General features: G+C 73.0%; 14 protein-coding genes. All 14 read right to left on the bottom strand.

What is annotated here, in order from left to right:
- Positions 1-51 precede the first annotated feature (51 nt).
- The 14 genes from CIB93_RS00245 to CIB93_RS00175 all read right to left on the bottom strand — a co-directional run bounded on the left by CIB93_RS00245 (position 52) and on the right by CIB93_RS00175 (position 14834).
- Complete coding sequence (locus CIB93_RS00245; protein WP_096622768.1) at positions 52-1257, bottom strand: cytochrome P450; 1206 nt, start codon at positions 1255-1257, stop codon at positions 52-54.
- A 59-nt stretch (positions 1258-1316) separates the two neighbouring features.
- The gene (locus CIB93_RS00240; protein ID WP_096622766.1) at positions 1317-1985 is read right to left on the bottom strand and encodes a response regulator transcription factor; all 669 of its coding nucleotides are present in this window, start codon (positions 1983-1985) and stop codon (positions 1317-1319) included.
- On the bottom strand, positions 1982-3364 hold the full coding sequence (locus CIB93_RS00235; protein WP_096622764.1) for a sensor histidine kinase: 1383 nt from the start codon (positions 3362-3364) through the stop codon (positions 1982-1984). Before CIB93_RS00235 ends, CIB93_RS00240 begins: the two co-directional genes overlap by 4 nt.
- A gap of 122 nt (positions 3365-3486) precedes the next feature.
- Positions 3487-4314, bottom strand: a complete 828-nt coding sequence (locus tag CIB93_RS00230; RefSeq protein ID WP_096622762.1) for an NAD(P)H-binding protein — start codon at positions 4312-4314, stop codon at positions 3487-3489.
- Between the two features lie 146 nt (positions 4315-4460).
- Positions 4461-5354, bottom strand: a complete 894-nt coding sequence (locus CIB93_RS00225) for a S9 family peptidase (RefSeq protein ID WP_096622760.1) — start codon at positions 5352-5354, stop codon at positions 4461-4463.
- A 140-nt stretch (positions 5355-5494) separates the two neighbouring features.
- On the bottom strand, positions 5495-6718 hold the full coding sequence (kynU, locus tag CIB93_RS00220; RefSeq protein ID WP_096622758.1) for a kynureninase: 1224 nt from the start codon (positions 6716-6718) through the stop codon (positions 5495-5497).
- Entirely contained in the window at positions 6711-7559 is an 849-nt protein-coding gene (locus CIB93_RS00215) for a tryptophan 2,3-dioxygenase family protein (RefSeq protein ID WP_096622756.1), read from the bottom strand. Before CIB93_RS00215 ends, kynU begins: the two co-directional genes overlap by 8 nt.
- 299 nt (positions 7560-7858) lie before the next feature.
- A complete protein-coding gene (locus CIB93_RS00205) occupies positions 7859-8272 on the bottom strand; it encodes a DUF3151 domain-containing protein (protein WP_096622754.1) in 414 nt (137 codons plus the stop codon).
- A gap of 19 nt (positions 8273-8291) precedes the next feature.
- Positions 8292-9839: a DHA2 family efflux MFS transporter permease subunit gene (locus tag CIB93_RS00200; protein WP_096622752.1), complete on the bottom strand. Its 1548-nt coding sequence runs from the start codon at positions 9837-9839 to the stop codon at positions 8292-8294.
- Positions 9840-9925: 86 nt separating this feature from the next.
- On the bottom strand, positions 9926-11110 hold the full coding sequence (locus CIB93_RS00195; protein ID WP_096622750.1) for a MalY/PatB family protein: 1185 nt from the start codon (positions 11108-11110) through the stop codon (positions 9926-9928).
- Between the two features lie 98 nt (positions 11111-11208).
- Positions 11209-12240 (bottom strand): class II fructose-bisphosphate aldolase, encoded by a 1032-nt coding sequence (gene fbaA, locus CIB93_RS00190; RefSeq protein WP_096622748.1) that lies wholly within the window; start codon positions 12238-12240, stop codon positions 11209-11211.
- A gap of 210 nt (positions 12241-12450) precedes the next feature.
- Positions 12451-12990: an orotate phosphoribosyltransferase gene (gene pyrE, locus CIB93_RS00185; protein WP_096622746.1), complete on the bottom strand. Its 540-nt coding sequence runs from the start codon at positions 12988-12990 to the stop codon at positions 12451-12453.
- Between the two features lie 57 nt (positions 12991-13047).
- The gene (locus CIB93_RS00180; protein ID WP_096622744.1) at positions 13048-13857 is read right to left on the bottom strand and encodes an aldose epimerase; all 810 of its coding nucleotides are present in this window, start codon (positions 13855-13857) and stop codon (positions 13048-13050) included.
- Positions 13858-13877: 20 nt separating this feature from the next.
- Positions 13878-14834, bottom strand: a complete 957-nt coding sequence (locus CIB93_RS00175; RefSeq protein WP_096622742.1) for an SRPBCC domain-containing protein — start codon at positions 14832-14834, stop codon at positions 13878-13880.
- Positions 14835-14883: the final 49 nt, after the last annotated feature.

Below are 14883 nucleotides of genomic sequence, written 5' to 3'. Positions count from 1 at the left end.
GTTCGCGGTGCCCACGGGCACGCCGGGGCGCAGAGCCCACCGGCTGTGTGCCTACACCTCCACCACCAGTTCCTTCAGCCCCCGGATCACGTACCCCGGGTGCCACTCCGGTTCCGCCGCCAGTCGCATCCCGGGCGCCTTGCCCAGCAGTTCCCCGAAGGAGGCGGCCAGCTCCAGCCGGGCCAGCGGGGCGCCCAGGCAGTAGTGGATGCCCGCGCCGAAGGTGATGTGCGGGTTGTCCGGACGGGACAGGTCGAGCGTGTCCGGGTGCGCGAACCGCTCCGGGTCCCGGTTGGCCGAGCCGAACAGCAGCGCCACCTCCGCCCCGCGCCGGATGACCTGACCGTCGATCTCGATGTCGTCCAGCACCCAGCGCTCGAACATCTGCAACGGGGTGTCGTAGCGCAGGAGCTCCTCGATCGCGGTGGGCAGCAGCGCGGGGTCGCCGCGCAGGGCGGCCAGCTGTTCCGGGTGGTGGAAGAGGGTGCGCCAGCCGCCCGCCGTGGTGTTCACCGTCGCCTCGTGGCCCGCGTTCAGCAGCAGCACACAGGTCGAGATCATCTCCTGCTCGCTCAGCCGCTCCCCCTCGTCGTGGGCGGCGATGAGCGCCGAGATCAGGTCATCGCCGGGGGCCTTGCGGCGCTCGGCGATGAGCCCGCGCAGATACGCGGAGAACTCCTCCGACGCCCGGACGGCGGCCTTCGCCGTCTCCTCGGACGGGTTCAGCTCGTACATCCCGCAGATCGCCGCCGACCAGGGCCGCAGCGGCCCCCGGTCCGCCTCGGGGACCCCGAGCATCTCGGCGATCACGGCGACCGGAAGCGGCTCCGCGACCTCTGCCAGCAGGTCGCCACCGCCCTTCGCCACGAACGCGTCGACCAGCCCGGCCGCCAGCCGCCGTACGGTCGGGGCGAGGTTCTCGACCGTACGCGGGGTGAACGCCTTGGAGACCAGCCGCCGGATACGGGGGTGGTCGGGCGCCTCCAGGTCGAGCATCCCCTGACCGTTGAGCGTGGTGAACGGCTCGTGCGCGGCGGGCGGCGGGGTGCGGCCGAACTCCTCGTGGCTGAAGCGGTGCAGATACGTACGGCCCAGGCGGCGGTCGCGCAGCAGCGCCGATACGTCGGAGTGGTGCGGGATCAGCCACTGCCCGGTCGGCTCGAACCAGTGCGCCCGCCCGGCGGCGCGCAGGGCGGCGTAGGCGGGGTAGGGGTCGGCGACGAACGCGGGAGACCAGGGGTCGAATGACACGTGCATGACCCGACGCTACCCGCCTCCGCCGCCGGCGCAAGGGGCCCGGGGCAGCCCCGCCGGGGTCAACCCGGCGTGACCAGCCGTGCCTCGTACGCGAACACCGCCGCCTGGGTGCGGTCGCGCAGACCCAGCTTCACCAGGATGCGGCTGACGTGCGTCTTGATCGTGGACTCGGCGACGATCAGGCGCGAGGCGATCTCCGCGTTGGACAGGCCCTGCGCGATCAGGACGAGGACCTCCGTCTCGCGCTCCGTGAGGTCCCCGACGCGGGCGAGGGCGGGCGGCCGCGGGGCTTCCGCGAGCTTGGAGAACTCGGTGATCAGCCGCCGGGTGACCGTCGGGGCGAGCAGCGCCTCGCCCGAGGCCACCACCCGCACGCCGTCCGCGAGCTGCCGGGCCGAGGCGTCCTTGAGGAGGAAGCCCGAGGCCCCGGCCCGCAGCGCCTGGTACACGTACTCGTCGAGGTCGAACGTGGTCAGCACCAGGACCTTCGCGTCGGCGTCCTGCGCGACGATCTCGCGGGTCGCCTCGATCCCGCTCATCTCGGGCATACGGATGTCCATCAGCACGACGTCCGGGCGGAGGGCGGCGACCTGGGCGACGGCCTGCCGCCCGTCCACCGCCTCCCCCACGACGGTGATCCCGGGCATCGCGTTGAGCAGGACCGAGAAGCCCTCGCGGACCATCATCTGGTCGTCGACGATCAGCACCCGGATATCGGTGTCGCTCATGCGCGGCCGTCCCGTTCGATGACGACCGTGTCGGCGTTGCCGTCCGCGTCCGTGTCCGGGGGGCCGCCGGTCGTGTCGCGGCCGGTCACCTCGCTGCCCGTCGCGTCCCGTGTCTCCGGCTCCTCGGACAGCGGTACGGGCAGGAACACCGCGATCTCGTACCCGCCGTCCGCCGTCGTCCCGGCCGTCATCTCACCGTTCAGCATCGCGACCCGCTCCCGCATCCCGGTGATCCCGTGCCCGGCCCCCTGGGACGGCTTGACCAGTCCGGTCGGGGGCCCGTTGACCACGCGCAGTCCGAGCCCGCCGAGGACATAGCCGAGCTCGACCCTGGCGGAGGCGCCCGGCGCGTGCCGCAGGCTGTTGCTCAGGGCCTCCTGGACGATCCGGTACGCCGACAGCTCGACGCCCTGCGGCAGCTCGCGGACGGCCCCGGTGATCACCTTCTCCGTCTCCAGACCCGCTTCGCGGACGTTGTCCAGCAGCCCGTCCAGCACGGCGAGCGTGGGCTGCGGGGCGTCAGGCGCCTCGTAGTCCTCCGCCCGTACGACCCCGAGGACGCGGCGCAGCTCGGTGAGGGCGGCCACGGCGTTCTCCCGGATGGTGACGAAGGCCTGCTCCAGCTCCGGCGGCGGGTTCTCGACCCGGTAGGGGGCGGCCTCGGCCTGGATCGCGACGACCGACATGTGGTGGGCCACCACGTCGTGCAGCTCCCGGGCGATCGTGGTGCGCTCCTCCAGCAGGGTGCGCCGGTCGCGCTCGACGGCGGTGACGGTGCGCTGCACGGTGACCTCGCGCTCGGCGTCACGCCGGATCTGGACCACGGCGACGACGAGCAGCACGAAGGCGGAGAGCGTCGCCAGGGGCGCGGTGACGGTCGGGTCGCCGCCCTCCAGCAGCATCCCGAACAGCAGGGTCAGCAGCCACATCCAGGCGGCGGTGCGGGGCCGGGTCCGGGCGGCCACGACCACCATGACCACCACCTGCGCCGCGAAGGCGCTCGGCGCCCACAGCTCGCCGCTCAGGACCCCGCAGAAGACGGTCGCCAGCATGGAGGCCCAGAACGCGGCGACCGGCCTGACGAGAGTCATCGCCACCGCTATCGCGGGCACCAGACCCATCAGGAAGCGGAACTCCCACTCGGCGAAGCCGATCATCATCACCACGAAGGCGGCGAAGAGCACCAGGGCGTGCGGGGCCCAGACGACGCCCTTGCGCAGCCCTCCGGGCAGCCGCCGGATCAGCCGTCCCTCGGGGTTCAGCGGCGGCAGGGGGCGGTAGGCGAGCGCCTGGCGGAAGAGGTCCTCCCGCAGGCCGTTCATCGCCCCTTCGGCTGCCCGGAACTCCGGGCCCTTGGTCTTTGTCTGGGTCTCGGTCACGCTCCCACGGTAGGCGGCGGCGGACGGCGGGTCGTCAGCACCGATATGGATTCGGCGGGGTCCGTCTCAAGGACTACCCCGCCTCCACCGCACTCCGTCCGGAGCCCCGAGGGCCCCCTTGGCTACGCCTTCGCACGGAAGTGCTCCGCGTGCTCCCGCGCCCACTGCGCGAACGTCCGCGCCGGCCGTCCGGTGACCTGCTGGACGGTGTCGATCACAGTCCGGCCCTCGGGCGGGGTGTCCCGGTAGACGTCGATCAGGAACCCGATCACGTCCTTGGGCATCCCGTTGGCCCGCCACGACTCCAGCGCCTGCTCCTCCGTGAGCTCGACCAGCTCGATGTCCGCGCCGCGCGCCGCCGCGATGGCCGCCACCTTGTCGCCGACGGTCAGCACCTGCGGACCGGTGACCAGGTACACCTGGCCCGCGTGACCGTCCTCGGTGAGCGCCACCGCCGCCACCGCGCCGATGTCCGACTCGTGCACCATCGCGCTCAGCCGGCCGACGTACGGTTCACGCACCACGCCCTCGGCCTTGATTCCGGGCGCCCACTCCAGGGCGTTCGCCATGAACTCCACCGGCATCACGACCGTCCAGGCCAGCCCGCTCGCGCGGACCGCCCTCTCCATCGGGGTCTCCCCGCCCCCGTTGAGCACGGTCACCCGCCGCACGCCCGCCTTCCGGGCCAGCGCGAGGATCTCCCAACCGGTCTCCAGCGGTGCGAAGAGGGCCCCGCCGAAGGTGATGAGGTGCAGTCCGGTCACACCGTCGAGCGCGGACTCCAGGGACGCCGGGTCCGTGAGGTCGCCCCGGACGGCGTCGACGCCCTCGGGCAGCTCCGCCCGCGCCGGGTCGCGGGTCAGGGCCCGGACGTGCTCGCCGCGCTCCAGCAGCTGCTCGACCACACGGCGGCCGACCGTTCCCGTGGCCCCGGTCACCAGGATCGTCATGGGGTTCTCCTCAGCTCGGTTCGGTACCCGTACGGTTCGCGCCCATTCGCCTCGCGCCCGTTCGGGTCGACAACAACCAAGTTAGAGACCCTTGCGGACACTTTCTGTCCGCAACTGCGGTGTGCGATCCGCCCGCGGCCCCTTCGTCACCAGGCCAGCTGCGTGATCTCCTCCGCCACGATCGCGCAGGCGTCGGCGGCCGGGTCGATCAGCGGGAAGTGCCCGACCCCGCCGAGGAGCGTCAGCCCGACCGTCTCGCCGGACTTCGCCGCCGCGTCGACGTACGCTTCCGACACGGCCTGCGGGACGACGATGTCCTCGATGCCCTGGACGATCGCCGTGGCGATCCCGGTGGGCAGCAGGGCCGCGGGGTCGGCATGGGCGATACGGTCGTCCGACTCACGGCCCTCCCCCAGCAGTTGGCTGAACGCTCCACCGCATACGCCCAGCTCCACGGCCTTGGCGAAGTCCGCGATCGGGGCCAGTGCGACGACCCCGCGCAGGGGCGGCGGGGCAGGCAGGCGCCACGGCGACCCTTCGGGCAGTACGTGCCGTGCCGCCGCCCAGAGCGCGAGGTGTCCGCCCGCCGAGTGCCCGGTGACCACGACGCGCCGCACGTCGGCCTCCGGCAACTCCTGTGCCGCCAGGGCCGGTACGGCGTCGAGCGCGGCGGCCACGTCGTCGAAGGTGTCCGGCCAGCGCCCCGCGGCGGGGTCCGCGCCGAGCTCCGTACCGGGCGCCTGCCCCGAGTCGGCCGCAGCGCCCCGCCGGTACTCCACGCTCGCCACGGCGAACCCCCGGCGGGCCAGGAAGTCCGCGAGCGGGGAGACATGGGCCCGGTCGTACGGGGCCCGCCAGGCGCCGCCGTGCAGGAGGACGACGAGGGGGGCGGCGGTGCGGCCGTCGCGCGGGGCGTAGAAGTCGATGACCTGGTCGGGGTGTTCGCCGTAGGAGGCGGTCCGGTCAGGGACGACCTCGGGATGCGCGAACGCCGATGCGCTCTCGGCCTCGTCCCGATCACGCGCGGCAGAATCCGACATGCTGCTCAACCGTCCTATGCCTGTGACTGTGCCTATGCCAGTGCCTATGCCTGGGTCAGGTGCCCAACTGGGTTGACCTGCGGGGACGGTACCAGCACTCGGTACCGTCCCCGCCCGGCCGCAGGCGCCGTGACGGCCCGTCAGGCCGCCTGCGGCTCCGCTGTCTCCTCAAGCACCTCGGCCAGCACCCACGCCGCCCGTTCCGCGTCGGCGAACCCCAGGTACAGCGGGGTGAAGCCGAACCGCAGCACATCCGGCCGCCGCAGATCGCCCACGACGCCCCGCTCGATGAGGCGGCGCATCACAGGCCCGGCGTCCTCGCAGCGCAGGGCGACCTGGCTGCCTCGTTCGGCGTGCGCGGCCGGCGTGACGGAGGTGACCCGGCCCGCCGGAACGTACGCCTCGACGCACTCCAGGAAGAAGTCCGTCAACGCGAGGGACTTGGCCCGCACGGCGTCCACCGACACCCCGTCCCACACGTCCAGCGCCGCTTCCAGCGTGAGCATGGAGACGATGTCCGGCGTGCCGACCCGGCCCCGTGCCGAACCGTCCGCCGGGGCGTAGTCGGGGGTCATGCCGAACGGGTCGGCGTGCGAGTTCCACCCCGGCAACGGGGAGTCGAAGGCCGCCTGGTGGCGCTCGGCGACGTACAGGTACGCGGGCGAACCGGGGCCGCCGTTGAGGTACTTGTACGTACAGCCGACCGCCAGGTCCACCCCGTTCTCGTCCAGCCCGACGGGCAGCGCGCCCGCGCTGTGGCAGAGGTCCCACACCGCCATCGCGCCCGCCGCGTGGACGGCGGCGGTCAGTCCGGGCAGGTCGTGCAGCCGGCCCGTGCGGTAGTCCACCTGGTTGAGCAGGGCGGCGGCCGTACGGGGGCCGAGAGCGGCCGGTACGTCGGCGGGTGCGACGGGCACGATCCGGTGGCCGGTCAGCCGTGCGGCGGAGGCCGCGATGTACTCGTCCGTGGGAAAGGTCGTCGCGTCAACCAAGATCTCGTCACGTCCCTCGCCCGCGAGGCGGCCCGCCGCGACGACCGCCTTGAAGACGTTCACGCTGGTCGAGTCACCGACGACGATCTGGCCTCCGGCGGCCCCGACGAGGGGGGCGATCCGGTCACCGATCCGCTCGGGCGCGGTCCACCAGCCGCTCTCGTCCCAGGACCGGATGCGCAGCTCGCCCCACTGCCGGGTGAGGACGTCCTGTACCCGGGCGGGAACGTGGACGGGCAGCGCACCGAGGGAGTTGCCGTCGAGATAGACGCCTTCGTCGAGGGCGAAGAGCCCCCGGCGGTCGGCGAGCGGGTCGGCGGCGTCGAGCTTCAGCGCCCGCTCACGGAGCGTGTCACGGGAGGTCTCAGACATGGCTGCGCGCCGTCCACAGCTCGGGGAACACGTTCTTCGTGGCGCGCTTCTCCAGCCAGGCCACTCCGGCGGAGCCGCCGGTGCCGGTCTTGGAGCCCATCGCCCGGCGGGTGGCGACGAGGTGGTCGTTGCGCCATCGCCAGACGAGCTCGCCGACGTCGGTGAGCAGCTCGCCGAGGCGCACCAGCTCCTCGTTCTGGTCGTCGGAGGCGTAGATCTCCGCCCACACGGCCTCGACCTCGGGCGACGGCTCGTAGCGCTTGGTCAGGTCCCGGCCGATGACGGCCTCGGGGATGGCGTACCCGCGCCGGGCCAGCAGGGCGAGCGTCTCGTCGTAGAGGCTGGGCTCCCCGAGCGCCTTCTCCAGCTCGGCGTACACGCGGGGCGCACCCCGGTGCGGCACCAGCATGGACGCGGACTTGTCGCCGAGCAGGAACTCCATCCGCCGGTACATCGCGGACTGGAATCCGGAGCCCTCCCCGAGCGACCCCCGGTAGGAGTTGAACTGGGCGGGGGTGAGTCCGGCGAGCGGCCGCCAGGACTCGTTCAGCGCCTCCAGCTCGCGCAGCGAACGCTTCAGGGCGTCACGCGCGACGGGTATGCGGTCCTCGCGCAGGGCGCGGGTGGCGGTCTCCCACTCGTGGACGATGACCGTGAACCACAGCTCCATGACCTGGGTGGTGACCAGGAAGACCATCTCGCCGGGGTCGTCCGAGCGGAGGTGCTGGAGGTGGGTCAGGACATCCGCCTGGACATAGTCCTCGTACGGAGTCGTTCCCGCGAAGTCCAGGTACGGGGTGTCCGCACCGGTGGCTTCGGGGTCGGGGTGATTCGTCGACATCGCTGTCTCCTCGACACGAGCTTCCGGGTAGCGGTCCGCCCCTTCCGTGAGGTGATGGAGCTCCGGTCCCCTGCTCGCATACTAGGGCCTCCCTTCGGACCAGGCCGGATCAGGGAGCGGGGTCCGGTGCGTGCAGCTGCAAGGCGGAGGAGGGAGTCGACGCGGAGCGTCGGAGACTGACGACAACGCGGCAGATGTGCGCACCGGACCCCGCGAGCCCGGCCTGGTCCGAAGGGAGGCCCTGGGCCGGACCCGCGCTGTGTGAGCGTCGGGCCCGGCTACGGAGTGCGCGGCCGGGGTCAGCTCAGGATGTCGGCGGCGGTCGGCGAGGAGTCCCGCAGGAACGTCGAGCAGCGCTCGTGCTCCGCGGTCTCGCCGATCGACCCGGCGGCCCGCGCCAGGGCGTGCAGGGCGCGCAGGAAGCCGCGGTTCGGCTCGTGCTCGAACGGTACGGGGCCGTGGCCCTTCCAGCCGGCCCGGCGCAGGGCGTCGAGGCCGCGGTGGTAGCCGGTACGGGCGTACGCGTACGACTCGACGACCCGGCCGCCCTCGAACGCCTCGTCGGCGAGCTGCGCCCAGGCGAGCGAGGATGTGGGGTACTTCGCGGCGACCTCGGCGGGCGGGGTGCCCGCGGCGAGCAGCTCGCGCGGCTCCGGGTCGTCGGGGAGGTGGGTCGGGGCAGGGCCCCCGAGCAGGTTCTCGTGGATGGACATGGCTCAAGTGTGCCTGCCGTCATGTCCCGGCGGGACCGCGCCCCGGTCGCCGCGGGGAGGGCTGCTCCGGTTCCAGGGGCGGGGCGGCGACCCCGCAGTGCACCGCGCACTCGGGCCGCTCGCCCCGGACGGCGGCGGCCGCCGGGGCGCGGACCGTCCACCAGGCGATGACCGCGCCCGCGACCAGCAGCCCGGCGCACATCGGCATCGCCCGCCGGAAGGTCGCGGCGAACTCGCCCGCGTCCCGGTACGCCTCCGGCCCCATCCCGGCGAGCAGCGGCAGGGCGGCCACCGCGATCAGCCCGGCGGCCCGTGCGGCGGCGTTGTTGATGCCGCTGGCCAGCCCGGCCCGCCCGGTGTCCACGGCGGCCAGGACGGTCGCGGTGAGCGGCGCGACGACCACGACGAGCCCGGTGCCGAGCACGAGGACGGCAGGCAGCACCTCGCCGACGTACGAGCCGAAGGATGCGCTGCCCGGCCCCACCCGCAGCATCAGGAGCATCCCGGCGGCGGCGAGCAGCGGGCCCACCGTGAGCGGGATGCGCGGCCCGATCCGCCGCCCCAGTTCACCGGCCGAGGCGGAGAAGAGCAGCATCAGCACGGTGGTGGGCAGCAGGGCGGTGCCCGCGCCGAGCGCCGAGTACCCGGCGACCACCTGGAGCTGGATCGCGGAGAGGAAGAAGAAGCCGCCAAGGGCCGCGTAGACGCAGAAGGTCACCAGGTTGACCGAGGTGAACAGCCGGGAGCGGAAGATCGACGGCGGCAGCATGGGATCGGCCCGCTTCCGCTCCACCCGCACGAACGCGGCCCCCAGCAGCACCCCGCCGACGGCCGACCCGATCACGAGCGGGGACGCGCCCCGCTCCGGCGCCTCGATCAGCGCGTACGTCACCCCGGCCAGCGCGAGCGCACCGAGCACGGCCCCCAGTACGTCGAACCGGCCGTGCGACGCCGGATCGCGCGACTCCGGCACGTGCCGGAGGGCGACGGGCACACAGATCGCGGCGAGCGGCAGGTTCAGCAGGAACACCCACCGCCACCCGGGCCCGTCGACGAGCCACCCGCCCACGAACGGCCCCACGGCCGCCCCGACCCCGCCGAACCCGGACCACAGTCCCACGGCCCGGGCCCGGTCGTCGGGATGGAAGCTCGCCTGGATGAGCGCCAGGGACCCCGGCGTGAGCAGCGCCCCACCCACCCCTTGCAGGGCCCGGGCGGCGATCAGCACCCCCGCGTTCGGCGCGATCCCGCAGAGCAACGAGGCCACCGCGAACCACACCACCCCCACCACGAACACCCGCCGCCGCCCGTACCGGTCCCCGAGCGCCCCGCCGAGCAGGATCAGCCCGGCGAGCGTGAGCATGTACGCGTTGACGGTCCACTGGAGCGCGGCCAGATCCGTGCCGAGGTCGGCGCCGATGCGGGGCAGGGCCACGTTGATGACCGTGGAGTCCAGCATCGCCATGCCGGACCCGAGCACGGTGGTCAGCACGACCCACCGCCCGGCCGGCGAGGCGACACGGATCTCCCCGGACGTCTCCCCGGGCTCGGAGGCAGCAGCAGCCATGGGGCCAGCTTCCCCCTCGGCGCCCCTGCCCGCACTCCGCGCTCCCGGAGCCCCGACGCGGGGGCGCTGCCCCGGGCCTCCGCTCCTCAACCGGCGGAAGGGCTCGACTCCGTGCTCCTCACCGCCCGCACCAACGCCTCCACTCCCAGCACCACCTTCTCCCGAGGGCACCCCACGTTCAGCCGGACGAACCCGGGCGCCCCGTAGACGGACCCCCTCATCACCGCCACCTTCTCCCGCTCCACCAGCACCCGCTGCAACGCGTCCTCGTCCACCCCCAGCGGCCGCAGGTCGATCCACGCCAGGTACCCGGCCTGCGGCGGCACCCACCCCAGCTCGGGCAGCGCGGCGCCCAACCGCTCCGCGACGTACGCCAGGTTCCCCGCCACGTACTCCCGTACCGCGTCCAGCCACGCCCCGCCCTCCCGGTACGCCGCGATGTGCGCGGTCAGCGACAGCACGGCCGGGGAGGCCAGCCCCTCCGCCGTCTCCATCCGCCGCAGGAACTCCGCCCGGTCCGCCGGATCGCCGACAAGCCCGTACGAACCGGTCAGCGCGGGAAAGTTGAAGGACTTGGACGCGGAGGTGACGACCGCCCAGCGGCCCGCGCCCCCGCCCTCGCCCGCCACCCGCGGCCACGGCACATGGACCTGCCCCTCGTGCACGAAGTCCGCGTGGATCTCGTCGCTGATCACCGCGACCCCGTACCGCTGCGCGAGCGCCGCCGTCCGGGCCAGCTCTCCGGCCGTCCACACCCGGCCCGTCGGGTTGTGGGGCGAGCACAGCACCAGGACCTTGGCGTCCGCCCGGGCCAGCTCCCGCTCCAGCGCCTCCTCGTCCCCCACCGGCACCCCGCGCAGCTCCCGCCCGAGCCCGGTGATCGCCTTGCGGAAACCGTCGTAGGCGGGGGTGTGGACGACGACGCCCTCCCCCTCCTCCGTCCACATCTGGAGCAGCTGGGAGAGCTGGCTGAGCACGGACGGGCCGTAGACGAGCTGCCCGGTGTCGATGTCGGTGCCGTACCGGGTGGCGTACCAGTGGGCTATCGCGGAGCGGAAGTCGTCCTGCTGCCAGGTGGTGTAGCCGAACACCCCGTGCTCCAGCCGGGCCCGGAGCGCCTCCAGCACTTCGGGGGCGGTGGCGAAGTCCATGTCGGAGATGGTGAACGGCAGCAGGCCGTCGGCCCCGAACCGGTCGGCGGCCCCGTCCCACTGGACGCACCACGTGCCCCGGCGGTCGACGGCGGTGTCGAAGTCATAGAGCGCGGCCACGACGGGCCCTCCTTCTCCAGGTGATCTCGGCACAGCAACGGGCCCGGCCCCCCGAAGGAGGACCGGGCCCGGCACCGTACGTCGGTAACGACGGATGGTTACTTCAGCTTCGTACCGGTGGAGCGCAGGTTCGCACAGGCCTCGGTGACGCGCTTGGCCATACCGGCCTCGGCCGCCTTGCCCCAGGTGCGCGGGTCGTAGGTCTTCTTGTTGCCGACCTCGCCGTCGACCTTCAGGACACCGTCGTAGTTGCGGAACATGTGGTCCACGACCGGGCGGGTGAAGGCGTACTGGGTGTCGGTGTCGAGGTTCATCTTCACGACGCCGTTCTCCAGCGCGGTGAGGATCTCCTCCGCGGTGGAGCCGGAGCCGCCGTGGAAGACGAAGTCGAAGGGCTGACTTCCGGCGGCCTGGCCGTACTTGGCGGCGACGCCCGACTGAAGGTCCTTCAGCAGCTCGGGGCGGAGCACGACGTTGCCGGGCTTGTAGACGCCGTGGACGTTGCCGAAGGAGGCGGCCAGCAGGTAGCGGCCCTTCTCGCCCAGGCCGAGCGCCTCGGCGGTGCGCAGCGCGTCGTCGACGGTCGTGTACAGCTCGTCGTTGATCTCGTGCGTGACGCCGTCCTCCTCACCGCCGGTAGGGGTGATCTCGACCTCAAGGATGATCTTGGCGGCGGCGGCCTTGGCCAGCAGCTCCTGGCCGATGGCCAGGTTGTCGGCGAGGGTCTCGGCCGAACCGTCCCACATGTGGGACTGGAACAGCGGGTTCAGACCCTTGGCGACGCGCTCCGCGGAGACGTCGAGCAGCGGACGTACGTAACCGTCCAGCTTGTCCTTGGGGCAGTGGTCGGTGTGCAGCGCGATGGTGACGTCGTACTTCGCGGCGACGATGTGCGCGAACTCCGCCAGGGCGACCGCGCCCGTGACCATGTCCTTGTTGTGCTGGCCGCCCAGGAACTCCGCACCGCCGGTGGAGATCTGGACGATGCCGTCGCTCTCGGCCTCCGCGAAGCCGCGCAGGGCGGCGTGCAGGGTCTGGGACGAGGTCACGTTGATGGCCGGGTAGGCGAACTTGCCCGCCTTTGCCCGGTCGAGCATCTCGGCGTACGCCTCGGGGGTTGCGATGGGCATCTGACCGCTCCTTGGGATGTGCGGGTGTGCAGGCTGGTCCCTGACCTGGGGGCGACGTCATCGTCGCCCCCATCTTCCCAGACTCTCCCTCCGGCTCCACCCGGCGGACCCGGTTGGATACGGGACGGTTACGGGTCAGGGGTGGACGGTTTCACGTGAAACCGTCCACCCCTGACGAAAACCGCAGGTCACACCCTGGTGGGGCGAGGCTCAGGCGAGGCCCAGGTCCGCCACCGAGTAGACGTGGACGTACGGCAGACCGGCCTCGGCGATCGCCGGGGCGGCCCCGCGCTCGACGATCACGGCCACGGCCACGACCTCGCCGCCCGCCTCGCGCACCGCCTCGACGGCGGTCAGCGGCGAGCCACCCGTGGTCGAGGTGTCCTCGACGACCAGGCAGCGGCGGCCCTTGACGTCGGTGCCCTCGATCCGGCGCTGCATCCCGTGCGCCTTCTGCGCCTTGCGGACGACGAACGCGTCCAGGCTCTTACCGCGCGCGGCGGAGGCGTGCAGCATCGAGGTGGCGACCGGGTCGGCACCGAGCGTCAGTCCGCCGACGCAGTCGTAGTCCAGCTCGGCGGTGGCGTCGAGCATGACCTGCCCGGCCAGCGGCGCGGCGGTGCCGTCCAGCGTGACCCGGCGCAGGTCGATGTACCAGTCGGCTTCCAGACCCGAGGAGAGGGTCACCTTGCCGTGCACCACGGCCTTGTCCTTGATCTGCTGGAGCAGCTCAGCGCGTACGTCAGTCATGTCCACGAGGGTAAGCGGTGCCGGAATCCCTGATCGCACACCCGGCCGCGAACCGGCTCAGAGCCGGACCCAGCTCCAGGTCGTCGTGGTCTCCAGCGGGTCGATCGGCGTGACCAGCCGGGGTGCGGTGTTCAGTCCGTTCGGCGGCCCGGACTGCGGTTCCACGCAGACGGCCTCGTCCTGCTCGTCGTAGACGACCACCCACTCACTGCGGCTCTTCACCGTCAGCTCCAGCTGCCCCGGCCAGGTGAGCTTGACGTCGACACCGTCGGGCATCCCGAAGCAGTCGTCCCACGGCCCCGCGACGGGGTCGATGCGGCGGCCGGTGGGCAGATGGTCCGCGCCGCGTTCCTCCTGCCAGGCGGCGTCGAAGGAGAGCTCAGCATCCCGGCCGCCCCCGATGCTGCGGTGGAACCAGGGGTGCCAGCCCGCCTGTGCCGGGAAGGAGTTGCCGTACGTCTCCACGGCGAGGCCCAGCGTCAGCCCGTCCTCGGTCAGCTCGAAGGTCTGCGTCACCCGGCCCTCGTACGGCCAGGGCTCGGCGAGGTCGTAGTAGAAGGACGCCCGGCCCTCGTCCGCGTCGGCGGCCGTGTGCGCGGTGTGCCAGGAGGTGTCCCGGCCCGTGCCGTGGATGGCGTGCGGCGGGGAGTTCAGTGGCAGCTCGTGGAGCGCGTCGCCGTTTCGGAACCGCCCGTTCCCGGTACGTCCGCACCAGGGCACCATCGGGAAGCAGCCGTACCGCTCGCCCTGGCGCAACAGTTCGACGCCCCCGATCCGCAGGCTGCTGATGCGGCAGCCGTGTACGGGGTCGACGGTCAACTCGGCGTCGCCGACACTCAGCCTGACGTTCTCTTCGCTCCTGCTCACCCGACGACCCTACTGGCGGCTCATGTCCTGCGGCGCCGCAACGCCCGGCCCAGCACCACGGCGGAGGCCAGCGCGAGGGCGGCGGCCGGGGCGGCCCAGCGCAGGACGGTGCTCGCACCGCCCGCCTCCGGGGAAGGCACAGGGGCGTAGCGACCGCGCGGGGGCGCGTGGTCGACCTCCTCCGCGCTGCGCCCGATCATGGTGCGGCGGGCGTGCGCGGCCTCGGCGGGCGGTTCGTCCGGGACGGTGAACTCCACCCCGGCGACGGGGTCGAGCGAGGGCGGCGGCACGGGCGAGTCAAAAACGGACCCGTCTTCGGCCCGGTCCTCGGCCTCGCTGTCGGCTTCGGCGTCGAGGTCGGTGTCGGGCACAGCCCCGGGCCCGTCTCCTGTGTCGGCTTCGGCGTCCGACACGGGCCCGGAACCCGCTTCGGCGTCGGGCTCGGCCGCGTCCCCGGCACCCTCCCCCACGGGCTCGTCGTCGCCCGCGAGCCCCTCGGCGGCCGCTCCGCCGTCCTCGGCCCGCGCCGCCAGCGACTCCGTCACCAGCTGCTGGGTGAAGCGGTCCAGGAGCCGGTGGGCGGCCGCGAGGGCCGCGCCCTCCTCCAGCTCGACCAGCCGGCCGTCCCCGCTCGCCGTGCCGCTGTACGTGAGGGTCGTCCCGCCGTCCGCCTCCGTGAGGGCGATGGTCAGGGCGAGCTTCACCGCACCGCGGCCCCGGACCTCCACGCCGTCCCCGGTGACCGAGAACCGCTCACCGCCCGCCGTCTCCGCACCCTCCGGGCCGGAGAGCCTCAGCTCGCCCCGGTAGGTGATGGTGTGGCCGCCGGCCCGGAGCTTCAGTCGGCCCGCCAGGGGCGATGCCGAGGCGTCGGCGTCCTGCTGGAGGCCGGGGACGCAGCGGGCGACGCGGACGGGATCGCCCAGCGCGCGCCGCAGGGCCGGGACGGGAACCGGAACGTGCACCTCATGCTCCATGCCGACCGAGCCTAATCGGCCACGGCCCGGACGTCAGCGCTTCCGCCCG

Origin of the sequence: Streptomyces sp. WZ.A104 (genome assembly GCF_002382885.1) — a bacterium.
GTDB lineage: Bacteria > Actinomycetota > Actinomycetes > Streptomycetales > Streptomycetaceae > Streptomyces.
Note: the sequence above shows the minus strand (reverse complement) of the source record. Positions and strands in the feature narration are given on the sequence as shown.